The sequence below is a fragment of the Mycoplasma iguanae genome, assembly GCF_024722375.1.
Lineage (GTDB): Bacteria > Bacillota_I > Bacilli_A > Mycoplasmatales > Metamycoplasmataceae > Mycoplasma_M > Mycoplasma_M iguanae.
Window position 1 is genome coordinate 1 of the sequence record NZ_CP102734.1, and the last position, 19,438, is coordinate 19,438.

The 19,438-nt window shown below is 26.4% G+C and carries 15 protein-coding genes and 1 riboswitch; of the genes, 12 read left to right on the forward strand and 3 right to left on the reverse strand.

Annotated elements, in window-relative coordinates:
- Window positions 1-26 precede the first annotated feature (26 nt).
- From NV226_RS00005 to NV226_RS00060, 12 genes are all read left to right on the forward strand, one after another.
- Window positions 27-1,412: a DnaA ATPase domain-containing protein gene (locus NV226_RS00005; protein WP_258210866.1), complete on the forward strand. Its 1,386-nt coding sequence runs from the start codon at window positions 27-29 to the stop codon at window positions 1,410-1,412.
- Between the two features lie 92 nt (window positions 1,413-1,504).
- Window positions 1,505-2,608 (forward strand): DNA polymerase III subunit beta, encoded by a 1,104-nt coding sequence (gene dnaN / locus NV226_RS00010; RefSeq protein ID WP_258210867.1) that lies wholly within the window; start codon window positions 1,505-1,507, stop codon window positions 2,606-2,608.
- A gap of 8 nt (window positions 2,609-2,616) precedes the next feature.
- Complete coding sequence (locus tag NV226_RS00015; RefSeq protein ID WP_258210868.1) at window positions 2,617-2,823, forward strand: RNA-binding S4 domain-containing protein; 207 nt, start codon at window positions 2,617-2,619, stop codon at window positions 2,821-2,823.
- A 31-nt stretch (window positions 2,824-2,854) separates the two neighbouring features.
- Window positions 2,855-5,692 carry an excinuclease ABC subunit UvrA gene (gene uvrA, locus NV226_RS00020; protein WP_258210869.1) on the forward strand — a complete coding sequence of 946 codons (2,838 nt, stop codon included), beginning with the start codon at window positions 2,855-2,857 and terminating at the stop codon, window positions 5,690-5,692.
- Window positions 5,679-6,608 carry an HPr(Ser) kinase/phosphatase gene (gene hprK, locus NV226_RS00025; protein ID WP_258210870.1) on the forward strand — a complete coding sequence of 310 codons (930 nt, stop codon included), beginning with the start codon at window positions 5,679-5,681 and terminating at the stop codon, window positions 6,606-6,608. Before uvrA ends, hprK begins: the two co-directional genes overlap by 14 nt.
- Window positions 6,609-6,692: 84 nt before the next feature.
- Entirely contained in the window at window positions 6,693-7,616 is a 924-nt protein-coding gene (lgt, locus tag NV226_RS00030) for a prolipoprotein diacylglyceryl transferase (protein ID WP_258210871.1), read from the forward strand.
- A gap of 12 nt (window positions 7,617-7,628) precedes the next feature.
- Window positions 7,629-8,549 (forward strand): NAD(P)/FAD-dependent oxidoreductase, encoded by a 921-nt coding sequence (locus NV226_RS00035; protein ID WP_258210872.1) that lies wholly within the window; start codon window positions 7,629-7,631, stop codon window positions 8,547-8,549.
- 28 nt (window positions 8,550-8,577) lie between these two features.
- A riboswitch (TPP riboswitch) is annotated at window positions 8,578-8,669 on the forward strand.
- A gap of 60 nt (window positions 8,670-8,729) precedes the next feature.
- Window positions 8,730-9,833 carry an ABC transporter thiamine pyrophosphate-binding lipoprotein p37/Cypl gene (gene cypl, locus NV226_RS00040; protein ID WP_258210873.1) on the forward strand — a complete coding sequence of 368 codons (1,104 nt, stop codon included), beginning with the start codon at window positions 8,730-8,732 and terminating at the stop codon, window positions 9,831-9,833.
- Window positions 9,820-10,569: an ATP-binding cassette domain-containing protein gene (locus NV226_RS00045; RefSeq protein ID WP_258210874.1), complete on the forward strand. Its 750-nt coding sequence runs from the start codon at window positions 9,820-9,822 to the stop codon at window positions 10,567-10,569. Before cypl ends, NV226_RS00045 begins: the two co-directional genes overlap by 14 nt.
- The gene (locus tag NV226_RS00050) at window positions 10,562-12,241 is read left to right on the forward strand and encodes a hypothetical protein (protein ID WP_258210875.1); all 1,680 of its coding nucleotides are present in this window, start codon (window positions 10,562-10,564) and stop codon (window positions 12,239-12,241) included. The genes NV226_RS00045 and NV226_RS00050 overlap by 8 nt, the downstream gene beginning before the upstream one ends.
- Before the next feature lie 148 nt (window positions 12,242-12,389).
- Window positions 12,390-13,304 (forward strand): signal recognition particle-docking protein FtsY, encoded by a 915-nt coding sequence (gene ftsY / locus NV226_RS00055; RefSeq protein WP_373423275.1) that lies wholly within the window; start codon window positions 12,390-12,392, stop codon window positions 13,302-13,304.
- A gap of 90 nt (window positions 13,305-13,394) precedes the next feature.
- Window positions 13,395-15,119, forward strand: a complete 1,725-nt coding sequence (locus tag NV226_RS00060) for a Na/Pi cotransporter family protein (RefSeq protein ID WP_258210877.1) — start codon at window positions 13,395-13,397, stop codon at window positions 15,117-15,119.
- A 71-nt stretch (window positions 15,120-15,190) separates the two neighbouring features.
- On the opposite strand, the gene hinT is transcribed toward NV226_RS00060, so the two are convergent.
- From hinT to NV226_RS00075, 3 genes are read right to left on the reverse strand one after another with little or no spacing between them, the layout of a single operon-like run.
- Window positions 15,191-15,511, reverse strand: coding sequence for a histidine triad protein HinT (gene hinT / locus NV226_RS00065; protein WP_258210878.1), 321 nt, complete (start codon window positions 15,509-15,511; stop codon window positions 15,191-15,193).
- A gap of 14 nt (window positions 15,512-15,525) precedes the next feature.
- Window positions 15,526-17,118: a HinT-interacting membrane complex lipoprotein P60 gene (locus NV226_RS00070; protein ID WP_258210879.1), complete on the reverse strand. Its 1,593-nt coding sequence runs from the start codon at window positions 17,116-17,118 to the stop codon at window positions 15,526-15,528.
- The gene (locus NV226_RS00075) at window positions 17,108-19,237 is read right to left on the reverse strand and encodes a HinT-interacting membrane complex protein P80 (protein ID WP_258210880.1); all 2,130 of its coding nucleotides are present in this window, start codon (window positions 19,235-19,237) and stop codon (window positions 17,108-17,110) included. The genes NV226_RS00070 and NV226_RS00075 overlap by 11 nt, the downstream gene beginning before the upstream one ends.
- Window positions 19,238-19,438 lie beyond the last annotated feature (201 nt).

Here is a 19,438-nt window from a genome sequence, read left to right on the forward strand (position 1 = left end):
TTATTATAAATATATTATTAAGTGATATGAAATCGGAAAACTATTTAAGAGAACAAAATGCTATATTTTTGAAAGCATTAAGAGCAGAAATTAAGGATCATTTTTTGTTCCAAATATTAATTGATAGCGAAATTTTTATTAGTGATATTGATGATAATTTCGTTAATTTTTTTATACCTAATGATGATGCAAAAATTATTATTGAAAATTACTTAAAAGAAAAAATTGAAGAAATTGTAAAAGCTAACTGAAGAGGTAAAAAAGTTGCTTTTATAAACAAGGTTAATGATATTGTCCCTGAAAAAAATATAGAAGAAAAAATTGAAGCAGCCCCTGAAAGTAATTATCCAAAAGAAACAGTCATAAAAGAAGTAGAAGGAAGGGAAAAAACTTTAATTCCTTTTTTTACATTCGATAATTTGTGTGAAGTTGAATATAACAAAGTTGCAATTTCTGCTTGTTGAGAAATTTTAAATAATGAAAAAGTATTTTACTCTCCTTTATTTATCCATGCTCCTTCAGGAATGGGAAAAACACATTTAATCAATGCGGTTGGTCATGAATTTGAAAACAGAAATAAAAAAGTTAGATACATAGACTCTAATTCTTTCACAAAAACTATATCATCAAAACTTATGAACAAGGAAACTAAAGAAATAAATGAACTCGTTGATGATATCGGGGATTATGATGTTTTAATTTTTGATGATATTCAAAATTATGGTAATAAACCCGCAACTTTGACAATACTTTTCAACATTATAAACAATCACATCATAAATAAAAAACAAATCATTATTGCAGCTGATAAAAATGTTGAACAACTTGGTGGATTTGAAGAAAAATTCATCACAAGATTTTCCGGTGGTTTAACAATTGAATTTGGAAAACCTAACTACAATGATTTAATTCAAATTTGAAAGTTTAAATTAACTAAAGAAGGTATAAATACAGAAAATTGAGATGATGAATCCCTAAAATTTATATATAGAAATTACCATGGTTCAATTAGTGCTTTAGAAGGTGCTTTGAGAATGATTAAATTTTATTCAAAAGAACATCCTGATATTAAATATACATATGCAACTGTAAAAAATATTTTTCAACATGAAAGACATAATATTACACCTGAAAAAATTATCAAAATTGTCGCGCAATATTATAAGTTAAAACCAAATGAAATTTTAGGGGTATCTAGAAAAAAAGAAATCCACATTGCTCGCTCTATTGCAATTTGAATTATTAGAAAACAGCTTGAACTAACTTATAAAGAAATTGGAAGTATATTTGGCGGAAAAGATCACACTACTATTATGAATTCCGTTACAAAAATCGACAAACGTCAAAAAGAAGATCAACAAATAAAATATGCTTTAACAAAAATTGAAAAAAATATAGGTAAAGTTGAATAAACTAACAAACAATTTAAAACGTTTATCTAAAAGGTTTATAATAGAATATCCACATAAATAACATTACTTATTATTATTAAAAAGGAAAGATAATGAAATTTAAAATAAAGAAAGAAATGATTGAAAAAGCTCTTGAAAATGTTGGAATCGCTATAGATTATGGAAATCTAAATATTTCTATGCGTGGTATTCTTTTTGAAGTAAATGCAGATAATATTGTTTTAATAGGATCTGATGGTGAATTTTCAATAAAAAAACAAATAATGACGAGCGAAAATTTAATTATAGAAAAAGTGGGAAAAGTTTTGGTTATCACTAGTTTATTGAAAAACATTATCAAAAGAGCCGAAGGTTTTATTTCATTCGAACAAAATAACACCAGCTTGAAAATTAATAATAATTTAGATGAATTCACCATCAATCTTTTAGATGAACAAGACTATCCAACTATAGAATTCAATGATTTTGGAATAAGTTTTGAAATTGATATGAATGCTTTTAGAAATTTAATTAAAAACACATCTTTTGCAGCTTCTACAAATGAAAGCGTCTCTAGAGTTTTACAATATGTTAATTTAATTAATCAACACGGAACTCTTAGAATTAATGCAACTGATTCATTTAGATTCGCTACCGAAAGCTATGATATTAATTGTGAGGAAGAATTTGATATCTCCCTACCTGTAAAAAGTTTAAAAAGGTTAATGTCATCAAATCTAAATGGAATAATTAAATTCATTGTAGAAGAAAAGAAAATTAGTATTCAAAAAAATGATGAGATTTATCAAATCAAAGCTTTTGATGGAATATATAAAGATTTATCTAATGTATTTCCTAAACAAGAAACGATAAAATATGTTTTAGAAATTAATAAAAAAGAATTAAATGATCTTTTGAGTAAAGCAGCTTTTTCTGCGGGCGATAAATATAATCGAATTAAAATGCATTTTTCAAAAGACAGTTTCTTAATTACTTCAGTTTATGAAGAATTAGGAACTTCAAAAGTTTATGCAAAAAATTTTAAGTGAAAAGGTGAAGAATTAGTAGTTAGTTTAAATTATCGTTATTTAAAAGAAGCAATTAATGTTTTTGAAGATGAAATTGCCATTTTTTTAAATGAAAAGGTTGATAGAATTCTTATATTATCAAAATCAAATCCTAAAAATAAACAATTAATTGCGCCACACAAAGGATAGGAGAAAGTATGGATGTAATAATTACGGGCGAATTTATTAAACTAGCTCAATTATTAAAAAAAATGAAAATCATCGATTCAGGCGGACAAGCTAAATTTTTTATTGAAAATAATGAAATTACAGTTAATTCCGAAATTCCTACAGGTAAAGGTATGAAAGTCACTGTTGGCTCAACGGTTTGAATTAATGATGATGTTTACTATATAAAAAATTAAAGGAAAATCCTTTAAGAAGTCGAGCCCATTTATGAATGATAATAAAGATTTTATAACAGTTAAAGGTGCTAAAGAAAATAACTTAAAAAATATTGATGTAAAAATTCCTAAAAATAAATTAGTAGTTCTTACAGGCGTTTCAGGAAGTGGTAAATCTTCTTTAGCTTTCAATACGATTTATGAAGAAGGAAGAAGACGTTATGTCGATTCTTTGAGTTCATATGCGAGACAATTTTTAGGTGGTACCAAAAAACCCTTAGTGGAATCAATTGAAGGATTATCACCAGCAATTTCCATTGAGCAAAAAACAACACATAATAACCCTCGATCAACAGTTGGAACAGTTACAGAAATATATGATTATTTAAGATTGTTTTACTCAAGGGTAGGTAAAGCTTTTTGTCCTAAACACAAAACTGAAATAACAGCACAAAAAACAAAAGATATTCTAAATTCTATTTTCCAACTACCAGAAAATTCTAAATTATTGATTGTTTCACCTATTGTTATAGGTGAAAAAGGTACTCATCAAAATGTTTTAGAAAAACTTAAAAGAGAAGGTTTTTTAAGAGTAAAAATTGGTGAGGATATTTTTAATCTAGATGATGAAATTAATTTAGAAAAAAACAAAAAACACAACATAAGTATTGTTGTGGACAGAATTGTTTTAACAAAAGAAAACAAAAATAGAATTTTTGAAGCTGTTGAAGTTGCTTTAAATTACTCAAAAGGTTTAGTGGATGTTGATGTCGTAGGTGGAAAGACATTAAAATTTTCACAAGCTAATGCTTGTGAAAAAGGTGATTTTGATATGCCTAAAATTGAAACTAAAATGTTTTCGTTTAATTCACCTTACGGAATGTGTGAAGTTTGTAAAGGAATCGGATTATCTTTAAGAGGTAGTTTTGATTTAATGGTTCCTGATAAAAATCTTTCAATCAATGAAGGCGCTTTAAAAATTTTTGGTGATTCTGTAAATGGAAAATCAATTGAGTGGCAAGAATTTGACTTTATGTTAAATTATTATGAAATTGATAAAAACAAATCAATTGAAGAAATGACTAAACGTGAATTAGATATCATTAAATATGGTTCGCATGAAGAATTAACTTTTACTTTAGAATCTCAAAATGGGAATAAATACACACGTACAAGAGTTATTGAAGGAATCATTAATAAAATTGAACGGAAATATTTAGAAACATCAAGTGAAGATGTTCGTAACTGATATACAAGATTTATGTCAACTTTTCCTTGTGATGAGTGTAATGGCGCTCGTTTAAATCAATATGCTTTAGCTGTAAAAATTGGCAAATATAATATTTTTGAAATTTGTAATTTACCTATTGATCAAACCTTAGATTATATTGAAAAAATAGAACTAAATAAGATGGAATTGGAAATTGCCAGTGTAATTTTAAACGAAATAAAGCAAAGACTTTCTTTTTTGGTAAATGTTGGTCTGGATTATATTTCTTTGAATAGAAAAGCAGAAACACTTTCTGGTGGTGAAGCACAAAGGATTCGTTTAGCTACACAAATTGGTTCTAATTTAACAGGTGTACTTTATGTTTTAGATGAGCCTTCAATTGGATTACATCAAAAAGACAATCAAAAATTAATCCAAAGTTTAAAACACATGGTAGAAATCGGTAACACATTACTAGTAGTAGAACACGATGAAGAAACAATTTGAGAAGCAGAACATATTATTGATATTGGTCCAAAAGCAGGAGATGAAGGTGGTCAATTAATTGCACAAGGAACAGTGGAAGATATTATGAAAAATCCACAATCTTTAACAGGGAAATATTTATCCAGAGAAATTAAAATTGAAATTCCCAAATCAAGAAGAAGTGGCAATGGTCAAAATATTATTATTAAAGGTGCAGAAGAAAATAATTTAAAAAATGTTGATGTAAATTTTCCACTAGGAAAATTTATTGCTGTTACAGGCGTTTCAGGAAGTGGTAAATCAACATTAGTAAACGAAATTTTAACTAAAGGAATTTCTAAGAAATTATCAGACGCTTCTATAATTCCTGGAAAGCATAGAGAAATTTCTGGTCTTTATAATATTGATAAATTAATTCAAATTTCTCAATCTCCAATCGGTAGAACTCCCCGTTCCAATCCAGCAACTTATACAACAGTTTTTGATGATATTCGAGATGTTTTTGCAAACACAGAAGAAGCTAGAGCTAGAGGTTATCTAAAAGGTAGATTTTCATTTAATGTCAATGGTGGTCGTTGTGATAAATGTCAAGGTGATGGATTAATTAAAATTGAAATGCATTTTTTACCTGATGTTTATGTAGTTTGCGATCACTGTGAGGGTACAAGATACAAAAAAGAAACTCTTGATATTAAATACCGTGGTAAATCAATTGCAGATATTTTAGATATGCGAGTTTCTGAAGCTTATGATTTTTTTTCACAAAGAGCAAAAATTAAAGATAAGTTAAAAACAATTATTGATGTTGGTTTAGGTTATATAAAATTAGGTCAATCAGCAACAACACTTTCCGGTGGTGAAGCACAGAGAATTAAATTAGCAACATATTTACAAAAAAAACCAACAGGGAAAACAATGTATGTTTTAGATGAACCAACAACAGGTTTACACGCTTATGATGTTCATAATTTATTAAATGTTTTAAAAAGAATAGTTGATAATAAAGATACAATTGTTGTTATTGAACACAATTTGGATGTAATTAAATGCGCAGACTATATAATTGATTTAGGACAAGGGGGCGGAGTTAATGGTGGAAACATCATCGCTACAGGTACACCTGAACAAGTAGCACAAAACCCTAACTCTTTTACAGGTCAATTTTTAAAAGGAATTCTAAATGACAGCAAATAAAAATGGTATTTCAGCAGAAAAAATTATTTCTAAATATAAACTTCATTTATTAAATAGAGATAAGATAACACATTTTAGAAATATTTATAAACCATCAATTTATCGCTTGGGTTTAGAATTAACTCAATCGATTCAAATTACTAATTTTATTCAAAATATCATTGGTTGAGGTACAACTGAAGCAGTGTGATTTAAATCTCTACCTACAGAAAAATTAACAGAAATTTTAATTAGTATTTTTAAATGAAAACCACCTTTAATAATCCTTTCTGTTGGTTTCCAAAAAAAAATGTATGAATTTGTTTCTGATTTAGCTTCTAAATATGATATTCCTGTAGTGAAAAGCAATGATCACTTATCTCATTTAATTTCAATCATTGGTACTTATTTATCTGAAAATTTTTCAGAAACAATTGCAGTTCATGGTTCTGCAATTATCGTTAATGGTGTTGGAGTTTTAATCATCGGAAAATCAGGAGTCGGAAAATCAGAAGCAACCTTAGAACTTGTTCAAAAAAGACATATTTTTGTTTCTGATGATACTGTGAATATCACCAGATTAGGAAATCACTTTATAGGTAGACCTAATTACATTACAAAAGACATCCTTGAATTAAGAGGAATAGGTCTATTAGATATAAAACACATTTATGGTACTGCATTAACAAAAAATAAATTATATATTGAACTAGTAATAGAATTAATTAGCCCTAATTCAGATACAACTTTTGATCGCCTAGGAAATGCTGAATTAGAATACAATATTTTAGATGGTACAATTAAAAAAATCCAAATACCTGTAGAACGTGGTAGAAATACTTCTTCATTAATTGAAGCAGCAGTAAATTGATTTATTTCTAAAAAAGATAATGTTGATGCTATCGATCTAATAACTGAAAGAATGAAAAACAGTTAAAAATTTAAAAAAGTGTATTTTAGAGTAAAATAATTAGTGATATTGCATTTTTTTAAAAAATCAGTATCCAGGAAAGGTGATTAAATGATTCCATATAGAGAAGGGGATATTACTTGAATTATCCCAAATTGATTTAGTTTATATGGTTTCCTAATTTTTTTAGGAATGGTAGCTTCTATTCTAACAATAGTTTATTTTTGAAAGAGGAAAAAATACTCTGTAGATATTTTATTTACATTAATCTTTATAACAATTCCTTCTTCAATTCTTGGTGCAAGACTTTGATTTATTTTTGAACAATTAGGAGTTCCTAATTCGAATATTTCAAGCACTTGATGAAAAATTAATGAAGGTGGATTATCAATCCAAGGTGGAGTAATTTTACCCACCATTTTGGATTTATTATATCTATACAAAAAAAGAAAAGAAGTAGATTATAGAGAAGCCTTTTCTTTTATCTTACCAGCAGTTTTAATCGGGCAAGCTATAGGTAGATGAGGAAATTTTGCAAACCACGAAGTTTTTGGACAGATAGACATTGATGGTTCACATTCAAAGTGACTAGGATGATGAATTTCAGACAATATGTATATCACCAAAAATGGCCAAGATGCTTATAGAATTCCTTTATTCTTCTATGAATTTTTAGCTTCAACTTTTGGGTATATTGTTTTAGTCTGAATTTTCAATTTTTTCGGTTGATTTAAACCAGGAATTACAGGTGCGATGTATTTAATTTATTATGGAATTGTTCGAGCATCAATGGAATTTACAAGAGAAGAAGCATATATGATGTATTTTGTATTCGCAATTTTATATATTGTTGTAGGTTCAGGATTACTAATATATTTCCATTTTTTAAGTGATTTTATTTATGTAATAGAAAAGAACGAAAACAAAACATTATCTTTAAAAATTGATAAAAAACAAAGATACACAAAAGAAAAATACAAATTAGGTAAATTTACAATTACTAATTATCAACGAATAATTTATGAAAATAATTAAGAAAGAAGTATTATGGAAAACAAAGTTTATGATGTATTAATTATTGGTGCGGGTCCCGCTGCCCTTACTGCAGCAATTTATGCTTCAAGAGGGGATTTAACTGTAGCTTTCATTGAAAAAGGAGCACCTGGAGGTAAATTAGTTTATCAATCAAAAATTGAAAATTGACCAGGTGATAAAATGATTGAAGGACACAAATTAGCTTTAAAAATGTTTGAACATTCAAAGCAATTTGGTGCAGAATATTTATACGGTGATGTTGTTGAAATCAAATCACATTCAGAATTTGATAAAGAAGTCATTTTAGCTAATGGTGAATCATTAAAATCAAAAAGCATTGTAATTGCTTCAGGAATGAAAGAAAGAGTTCCAGAAACAATTAAAGGAATTTATGAATTTGAACACAGAGGTGTTTCATACTGTGCAATTTGTGATGGTCCTTTATATGGTAAAAATCCTACAGGTGTTATTGGTGGAGGTAACTCAGCGGTTGAAGAAGCTGCATTTTTAGCTTCTGTTGCTTCAGAAGTTCATGTATTTGTTAAGGATTCAGCATTTATTGCAGAAAAAAGATTAGTTCGTGAATTAGAAGAAAAATCAAATGTAAAAATTTATTTTAATTCAGAAGTGCTTGAACTAAAGGGTGAATCAGGTTTAGAAAGTGCAATTGTTAATGTGAATGGTGAACGAAAAGAAATTAAAATTAAATCTTTATTCCCTTTTATTGGTCAATTGCCTTCAACAAACTTTGCTAAAGATTTAGGAATTTTAGACCCTAGAGGATTTATTAAAGTAGACAATTTCATGGAAACATCAGTTAAAGGAATTTATGCAATTGGTGATGTTATTGTCAAAGATATTCGTCAAATTTCTACAGCTGTTGCAGATGGTTCAATTGTTGGAAAAATTTTAACAAATAGAATTACAAAATAATTGTTATAATTTAAACATATTTATATATAAGAAAAGACAGGGGTGCCACTTCGTGGCTGAGAAATACTCTTATAAACTGATCTAGGTAACACTAGCGTAGTGAGTTCTTTTTATTAAAATTATGAGTGTTAACTAATATATTTTAATAATCTCCTTGTTTTTCAAATAAGGAGATTTTTTATGAAATTGAAAAAGTTTTTATTATTCCCTTTAGCAATAACAGCAATAGGTATGTTTATTGCTTGTGCACCTCAGCAACAAAATGAAGGTCAATGACAAACAAAAGTTACAATGAGTTTAAATCAAGCTTGATGAGATGATAAAGATTCTAATCAAAATAAAATTGATGAATTTATTAAAATTTTTAAAACAGAATTTCAAAAACTAAAAAATCAAAATCCAGAATGGAGTAAATTACCAGATGTTGAATTTAGTATTATCAACAATACAGAAGATAATTTAACATTACAAAATGTTCAGAATAATAAATCCGATTTCGCCATTATCTCTTCTACACACGCATTAAATGCAAACCCCGAAAATAGAACAAGTAAAGCAGTACAATTAAAATTACAAACTTTAACAAAAGCTTTCAATTTTGATGATGGTACTGAAAGTGATCCTTTCAAAATTGCGCAAAATATGCAAGAATTGTTTGATAAAAAACCTTTTGAAGAATGAGAATTAACTACAGAACAATGATCAGGAAGTACTTGAAATTTTTTGTATGATACAAAAAAAACAGTTGATTTCTATAGAGGGCAAATTTCTATTGTTGGTACAGAAGAAATTAGAAAAGAAATTAAAGCAGCATGAAATGCAAAAGATTGAAACAAATTTAGAAACTTCGGAATTCTCCATATTGAAAATTTAAAATTATTTGAAAAAACTTTAAAGGAACATTTTAATAATTCATTTACCTCTTTGGAAGCTGATAAATTGCAAAATCCAGATAAATATTCAAAAGGATACTTAAAAGATATCGGACAAAAATCTGGATTCGCTATTTCTCTTGATAATGAAGCACCTTTTGCATGAGAAAAAAATAAAAATGTTGATGCACAAGAAACAGATAAAAAATTCACTACAAAAACAGGTGAAAAAATCGATTTTTTAACTGTAACAGACAAACATCTTTATGACATTGGAATTTTTAAGAAAAACTTTAATTCTCTACAAGCTGATTTAATTGTTCAAACTTTTATAAATTTAGCAAAAAATCAGCAAGACATTTATGGCCCAAATGTGGGTTATAACGGATACAAAAAATATGTTGATCAATAAATTAGAATATAAAAACATTACGCTAGCTTTTAATAAAAAAGACAGCTGGATATTAAAAAATATTTCATTTAATGCAGACTCTCAAAATCCAATTTGTTTATTAGGAAAATCTGGCGCAGGTAAAACAACAATCTTAAATTCTATTTTTGATTTAAAACTCAAAATAAAAGGTCAGATTTTTTTCAATGATGTAAATATTGAGCAAAAAACTAAAAAAGAATTTAAAGAATATACATCAAAAATAAATATTTTAAATCAAGAAACACAATTAATAGAGCATGAAAATGTTTATACAAACATAAAAAGAAGTATTACAAAACATAAAAACTTAATATATAAATTATTTAATATTTTAAATAATGAACAGAAAGAAAATATTTACAAAACCTTAGAACATTTAAATATTTTGGGCAAAAGTTTTACCATAGTTAGTGAATTATCTGGTGGTCAAAAACAAAGAGTAGAAATTGCTAAAACAATTATCGCAAATTCAGCAATAATTTTAGCTGATGAACCAACAAATTTTTTAGATATTAAAAATGCTGAAGATGTGATTAAAACACTAATAGAAATTTCTCAAAAACAAAATGCAGTTTTAATCATGTCGCTTCATAATGTGGATTTGGCTCAAAAATATTTCAAAAACTTTTTATTATTAAATGACAGAAAAATTGAATTTATTAAAAATAAGCAATTAACAAAAGAACAAATAAAAGAGATTTATCATAATGATTAAAAAAAATATTTTTTTTGAATGATATGAAAGTAAAAATAAAAAAACAGAAAAAAAACTTTTATTAGTTTGAAAAGTACTATTTTTATTGCTGTTTTTATCAATATTTTTGTGGTCACTTGTTACTATCGCACAAAATAGCTTAAACTATTATGGTTTAGAAAATTTTATAGAAAACATAAAAGATTTTTTTAGTTTTTCAAATAACTCAAATTATCCTGGGCAAAATTTATGATTAATAAGTTTGCAACTAATTTGAAAAACTTTTCAATATGTTTTACTAGGTTCTATTTTTGGTTTTTTGCTGGCTTTATTTACAGGATTCTTGGCTTCATCTTTATTAAAAAATAAAATTTATTTTTTATTTAAAATATTAATAATATTTTTAAAAGCCTTACCTATTTGAATTTTTTTATATGCTTTTCAAATTTCTTTAAGTAGAGATCTAGCAGCTACTGCAATTATTTTATGATTTTCTTGATTGTGAAATCACAAATACATAATAGAAATTTTTGATAACAACAAATTTGATAGTTATTATCAAAAAATAAAAAAAGGACAAAATAGATTTGTGGTTTTTATAACAGAAGTTATACCACGAGTGAATAACAAACTTTTAACATTATTTTTTTATTCGTTAGAATCCAACATTTTATGAACAACCATTTTATCTAGCCTTGGTTTACTTGGTATTGGTCAATTAATTGATTCAACTTATGCAAATAATTTAGTAGGAATTAAAGCACTTGCAATTCCTTTATTTTCATTATTTGCATTTCTTTTATTTTTTGAATTATTGATTTTTTATTTTAATAAATATTTATTTAAACAAAAAACAATAAAAAAAATAAAATATCCAGATTGACACTGAAAAAAAATAGTTAAAATATTTTTTTTATTATTAACAATTGCCTTAGTCATTTATTCATTGATAAATTTAGAATGATCTAGTTTTAATGAAGAAGCATTCAGAGCATTTTTTAATAAACTAATACACCCCATTTTTAAAATTACTGATTTTAATTTTGGTAAAGCTATTTTAGAACTTTTTCAAGCTGCAATAGTAATAATTGTATTTTCTGTAATTTTAGGTTTTTTATTTTCCTTACTTTTTAATGAAAATTTAAACAAAAAGAGAGTTTATTGAAATTTTAAGGTTTTGTCAACATTTATGAGGTTATTTCCAACTGTAGCATTAATTTTTATTTTTGCACCTTTATTTAGTTTGCACCATACTTTTTTAATTTGTTTAATCATGATTTTTAATGTTTCGGCAACTTTTGCAAAACAATTTTCTGAAATGATTAACAATATCAATTGAGCAATTTATAGAAATTTAAAAAAGCAAAATTATTCTTACTTTTTTATTGTTAAAAATTTTATTTATCCTTCAATTAAAAAAGAAATGTGGAAAAATATTATTTTTAAATTTGAAAACATTTTAAGAAATTTCATTTTTTTAGGTGCATATGGTGGCTCATTAATAGGTTATAAATTAAATATATTTTTAGAAACAGGACCCACATACAACATACAAGCTTTTGGAGGAATAGTTTTAATTCTTTTTATAATTTTCTTTTTAATAGAATTTTTCAGTACTTGAGAATTTCAAAAATTTATTAAAAATTTATGAAGAGCAATAAAACATAAAAAAATCAACTTAATATATAATTAGTGGCAATATGGGATTTTTTAAAAAATTAAAAGACCGTCTATTTAGCGGTTCAAAAATTACAACAGAAGAAGAATTAGAAAAAAAAGAAAGCCGTGATTTAACTAAAAAGCTTATTAAAGAGAAAAAAATCGATAGTTATGTTGCAGGAATGAAAAAAACAGGTTCTTCATTTTCGCAAAGAATTATTGAATTGCAAAATGCTTATAATGAAATTGATGAAGATTTTTTTGATGAACTAGAAGAAATTTTAATTATGTCAGATGTTTCAGTATCTTTAGTTGATTTAATTATTGATCAAGTAAAAAAAGAAGTAAAAAAAGAAAATATTTCAGATCCAAAATTAATTGGTGAAATATTAACAGATAAAATTTTTGTTATTTATGCAAATAATGACACAGTCGACACAAGACTAAATATCGAAAATGACAGACTGAATATTGTGATGTTAATCGGGGTAAATGGTTCTGGAAAAACAACTTCAATTGCCAAAATTGCACACAAATTAAAGCAAGAAAATAAAAAAATTTTAATTGCTGCAGGTGATACATTTAGAGCTGCAGCAGTTGAACAGTTAAATGTTTGAGCAGAAAGAATTGGTGTTGATATCATTACACCAAACCAAAAAGAAACAGATCCAGCTTCAATTGTCTATCGTTCATTAGATAAAGCACTAGATGAAAATTATGATGTTTTAATCATCGATACTTCAGGAAGATTACAAAATAAAGTAAATTTAATGAAAGAATTAGAAAAAATGAATGCTATTATTGAAAAAAAAGTGCCAGGGGCACCACATGAAGTATTATTAACAATTGATGCAACAACTGGACAAAATGGAGTTATTCAAGCTAAAGGTTTTAAAGAAATAACTAATTTAAGTGGAATTATTTTGACAAAAATGGATGGAACATCTAAAGGTGGAATTGTCCTCTCCATAAAAAACGAAACCGGTGTTAATGTAAAACTAATCGGCTTAGGTGAAAAACTGGATGATTTACATGAATTTGATTTAGATTTATTCATTTATGGATTAACACAAAACTTAATAGAACAAGATAAATAATTTTTTTAAAAATATTATTTAAAAAAAATAATTTTTATATAATATGGAGAATAAAAGCTATTTTATCCAAATGTATTTAAGGAGAACATTTTGAAATTTACCATAAATAGTAATTCAGATATTGGATTAGCAATTATTATTGCTCTTGCAGGAATTGGATTATTCGTTTTTACGATTAAATTGTTAGGTAATTCCCTAAAAGCGCTTGCAGGACCTAAGTTCAGAAAAGTTCTTTTAAAAATTGCAAAGAATCGTTTACTTGCAGTATTTTTTGGGATGGTTTTTACCACCTTGATTCAATCTTCAGACGGAGCAATCGCCATAATTATGGGATTGTTGGCCGCTGGGCTTGTAGATCTTAGAGGTGCCATTGCCTTCTTATTGGGGGCCAATATTGGAACGGCAACAACTTCTTTAATTGTCTTTTTCCAAAGTCAATTAAAATTTACAAATTATTTCTATGTTTTCATCTTTATAGGAGTATTTGGAATTGTTTTTGCTCGTAAAGAAACTTGAAATCAACTATTTTCAGCCATTTTTGCAGCTGGTTTAGTGTTTCTTTCATTAAGTATTTTAGGAATGGGAGTTAGAGCCATTTCTGATCAAGATTGATTTAAAAACATTGTATTAGGAATTTCTTCAAACTACTTCGGAAGTTATTTCTTCTCTATTGCATTTACCGGAATGCTACAGTCCTCATCCGCCACTGTCGCCATTTATCAAAAGGTTTATGAATCACAACCTGACATAGTAGGTCTATGATCAGCTATTGCCTTAGTTTTAGGGGCAAACGTTGGAACAACTTTTACTGGTTTAATTATTTCTTTTGCTTCAAGAGATACAAACTCTAAAAAAATTGCTGTTGTTTGAGGGTTAACAAACTTATCTGTTTCTTTATTAGTAATGGCAGGAATGTGACCTTATGCAAAAATGATTGAAGCAATGAATATATCTGGAGGAACGTTACAATTAAGTGTTGCTCACTTAATGTTCAATGTTTTACTAGTAAGTATATATATTTGACTGGTAGGGCCTCTAGACTCCTTAATGCATTTAATATTTAGAACAAAACCTAAAGATCAAAAAATTAACTTTTTATTATTACCCCCAGAATTAATTCATCAAGAACCACTTTTGGCCTTAGAAGCAGCTAAGAATGCTTTAATGAATTTAATTAATAAAGTTAATGAATCTGTTGCCTATATTACTAATTTCTTAAAAACAAAAGATCAGCAAGAATTATCAAAATACCAAGAAAATTCAGAAATTATTTATATAGCAAAAAGAGAAATTTATGCTTATTTAATGAAATTAAGTCAAAAACAACTTACTAATTTAGCTACAGAAGAACACATGAGTTTACTGTTGTCTACTATAGCAATTGGTAATGTATATGATTTAAGTAAAGAAATTAACAATGAGATTTATAAAGTCTTTTCTAAATCTAAAAAAACATTTTTAATTGAAGAAAAACAACAATCAGAAATTTTAGAATTACTAGAATTAAATACATCAATTTTTGAAAAAATTACTAAACAAATTACTAAATTTAGTAAAAAAAGATCATTGGAAATTAAAAAAATGACAAACCAAACTGATGATTTATCAATTGCTTACTTTAAAAATAATGTTTCAAGAATCAAAGAAAATTCTAATTCAAACATTATAGAACTAGAAAAAGGTTTTGATTATGCAGTTGTGTTAAGAACCTTTGAAAAAATGAGTCACAGACTTTCAAAAATTAAGAGTTACTTTAAACCAAAAAGTACAACAAAATTGAATAAAAAAGAAACTATAAAAGCATCTACTGTTTAATTAAAATAACATCATCGTCAATTAAAATAAAAACAAAACCTTCAGATTTAACTGAAGGTTTTTTTTGTTTGTTATTTTTTACTCGGGATAATATGTATATGAGTATGGAAAACTTCCTGATTAGATTCTTTCCCGTTGTTAACATGCAATTTAAAACCACTAACACCCATTTTTTTAATTTGTTGTAATGCAAGTTCTCTTGCCTTAGAAATTAAGTATATGAAATCTTCTTCTTCAATATCAATTAAGTTTACAGAGTATTTTTTAGGTACTACTAAAAAATGCCCTATGTTAACTGGATTGATATCCAGAAAAGCGATTATCCTATCATCCTCGTAAATTATGTTTGCTGGTATTTCTCTTGAAATAATTTTTTTAAATATTTCTGTCATATTAATTTACTGCCTTATGAAAAAATTTTTGTATTTTTATCTATTACCTTAAATCCTAAGTCCTCAAAGAATTTAAGAGCGGAATTTAAATAAGAATCATTTAAAGTAACTAATGCGAAAGCTAAAAGTGTTTTTTGTTTATCAGTTGATCATGGTGTGTTGTTTAAAGTAAAGTAAGCGTTAATTTTTCTGTTGTCACCTTCACCTGTAATCACCACTTCATCTGCTAAAGGAACAATTTTATTGATATATGACATTTTAATTGCTTTGCCATCACTTGATTGTACAGAAAGTGAAGAAACATAACCATTTACTTTTTGATCTGTTGCAGGTGTATAAACTATTGTTTCATTTCTCCAATCCACATTTATACTGTAAAAGTGTACTCATAGCGTATTTTGTTTAGAAGTCATTTTAATGACAACATTAATAACCTTTTCAACTGAATTTAAATTAAAATCAGGATATAATGCACTAATTTCATAATCAATATCTGCATCCATTGAAGTTGTATTTAAGTTGAAATCTTCTTTTGTAATGTTAAATTTAGTTTTGGTTTTAGATTCTTCTTTTAAAGTAAGACTAACTTCATTTTTACCATTAAAAAAAGTAGCTTTATTTAAATCATTTGTACTATGAATTTTTGAAGTTGTATTATCTAATCATCCCGCTTTGGTTAAATATTGTTTTTTCAATGTATTAATTGAATAATCCATATCCCCTGAACCAGATTTGTCTTTTTGTAAACCTTTATAAGAAAACAGTTTTGAAGTATCGATAGAATCATTTGTATTTAAAGCAATTTTGCTATCTTGTCTTTGATTTACTAAGGATTGTTTTGATTGAGATAAAACATTAAAATCTTCATAGTTACTAATTCTATATCTTGAGTAAGTTGCTATTTCAATCGCATTACTGTCATTATATTCTCAAACATCAGCAATTTGATCTTTTAATAATGAAATGTTTAAAAAGAAATCCTTTTGTTTTGTTAAAACATTGTTATAAATATTGGAAATACTTGTATTAGCTGTTGCATCTTTATATTCTGTAGAGTTTTTAATATCAGCTTCTTTAGCATTAGTCAAATATTCTTTAACAATTAACATTTTTTTAACTTGCTCTTGAATTCCAGTTTTAGTATTAGTTCAAATTAAATCAAATTGTTGTGGTGTTAATTCTTGGCCATAATTTAAAGAAAGTTTTTGGTTTGTTTCTAAATTAGATTCTGCTGTTCCGTCTTGAGACAATGCACCTAAACTAGCTCATTGGCTAATTTTTTGTATAAAGAAAACTGGATCAGATTTTAATGATACTGTTTGATAGTAATCAAATGCTTCCCAAGCATCTTTATAAAATTTACTATTTTTATCTTTAAATGCTTCTGAAACTTTAAAATTTTCATCATCATTTTTGTATTGATATTCTAAAATAGAATCTCATAAAAGGTTGTTTTCTAAACTTTGATAATTATTTAAAATTATTTGTTTTTGTTGCTGAGCTTCTCCACTTAATTCAGGAGCAGAACAAGAAACTAAAGTTATTAAACTGATTACAGGAAGTGAAGCAAAAGTTAAAGATCTTTTTAATAATAATTTATTGGCCATTAACTTTTCCTCTTCCTTTAATTGTATTGTATATTTCAGCTTTTGCAGAAAGTCCTGATGCGCTTCCTTTAATAGCATAATCCATAATTGCTGTATTAAAATTATAATCAGAATTTAATTTATTGTCTATTACAGTATCAATATATGTTTCTACTTTTTTCTGATTTTCAGTAGCTTTATCTACAAAGTAAGAAACTTGAATTTTTGTAGCTGTTTGTAATAATGAATTTAATAATTTTTGTCATTCTGCTTCAGTACTGTTAGGTTTTAATTTTTCACGAACATAATTTTGTACTTCTACATCTTTAATCATAGAAGCAAACACTTGGTTTTCATCATTATAAAAGCTAAAAATTGAAGCTAAATCAGTAGTAGCTTTTTGCTTACTATCAAAAATTTTATTTGCTTCAAGTTGAGCGTCTTTAGCAACCAATTTATTAAATTCATTAACATTTGTAATATTTTGTACTAGCATGTAATGAATTCCCTTTGATGATAAAGCTATCCATTTATCATCAGCAATTTTATATCTTGTTTGTACTCTAAAATCATTTGTGTCAGAAGCAAATAAATTTTTAAATACATCACCTACTAAATTTTTGAAGTTTGTATCATTTAAAGCATTAATTTGCTTTTGTATATTTGTATTTAACTCTTGAATTTCAAAAGGAGTTTTATTTGTTAAAGAACTTGAATTAGGAAGAAATTCATCAGCATTATCTCCGAATAAGGCAGTTCTTAATTTTGTTAATAAATCACCAAAAAAGTTTGTGGTTAAATCTTTAGGTTGGAATAATTCTTTTAAAAATGAGTTAGCATATTGAATATCTTCATCTTTGAAAATATCATAAATATTTCTTAGTGGTTTTCCACCTAAGTAATTTGTGTTATTTGATGAATTAATTGCATTCAATAAATACGTGTCATTTTCGTGTTCTTCTGTAGTAATTCCAAAATTACCTTTAAAATCATTGATTAACTCAATGGTTTGTTTTACTTCAATAGTTTTATTTGTATTGTTAAAGTTTGTAATTTTATATATTAATAAATCAATCACATCTTTTTTGCTAATTTCTCATGCTTCTTTTGTATTTGTTTCATTAGGTTTTGCATTAATAATCAACTCAGAAACATTATAAACAGGACTAATTTTATTTAAATATTCTTCAATTAGTTTTTGAGGATTTCTATATTCATCAATAAATGATTTAGTAATAAAAGTAGTAACTTTAGTTGTATCTAAAACTTCGTGCCCCTCCACTTCTGGTAAAAATCCATTTATTTCCAGTGGATTAGTTGTTGTATTTTTTGTATTTATTATATTTTTAAAAACACGATCACCTTTAGCTAAATATATTTCACCACGTGTTCCATCTTTATTTGTTTTATAAATATCTTCGCTTACAACTCTTTGTTCTACATCATACTTAGTAAAAGCTGTATCCATTACAGGTAATCATCTTGCAAAAGCAGTAGATTTTACAGCACCTAAAGTTAAAAATTCTGCTGCTTGTTCTTCTGTAGCGGATTTTCCATATTTATCAGTCGCTAGTTCTTTTAATCATTCTGCTTCTCAGTTGTTAACACCGAAAGTTGTTTGAAATCTTCTTTTATCATCATTAACGGTTTTTAATTGTTTTTCTTTTACTTCTTCTAATGAGTCAATTTTAAAGCTTCTAGAAGCTTCTCCACTTTTACGTGAGGAATCTCATGCTTTTTGAAAAACTAATGAAGCTTCATATTCTTGTTGGTAAAGATAAAAAATAATTTCTCTTTTTGTATTTGCTAATTCACCATCTGTTTCATTAAAAAAACTTTTTGCAACTTTTTCTACTTCACCTACAGTTAAAGGAACTTTACTCTTATCAGCTTTTTGAACATAAAGCACAGGTTCACCAGCTTCTAAAGAAGGTTGTAATTTAACAAATTTAGGAATTGTTAAACCAATAGCTAAACCAATCGCTAGAGCTGAAACTCCAAAAACTGAAAGTCCTATAATTCAATTTCTCCGTTTTTTATTTTTTTTCTTCTGCTCTGGATCAATATTGTTTTTTTTGCTTTTAGAATTTAGTCTTGCAAAAAATTTAATACTTTTTTTAGTATTGTTTGTTTGGCTCATCATAACTCCCTGATGCATAATTAAAAATAAAAATTATATTTTTTTTAAATCGCTGATCGTATTACAAATTTTTTCATTAAAATTTATAAATTTTAGTATTTTATTTAACAAAACGGTTAGTATATATAAATATTAAAATATAATAAAAAATTTTACCACTTTTAACTTATTTTTAAACCTTTTAAATAAAATAGAATTTTG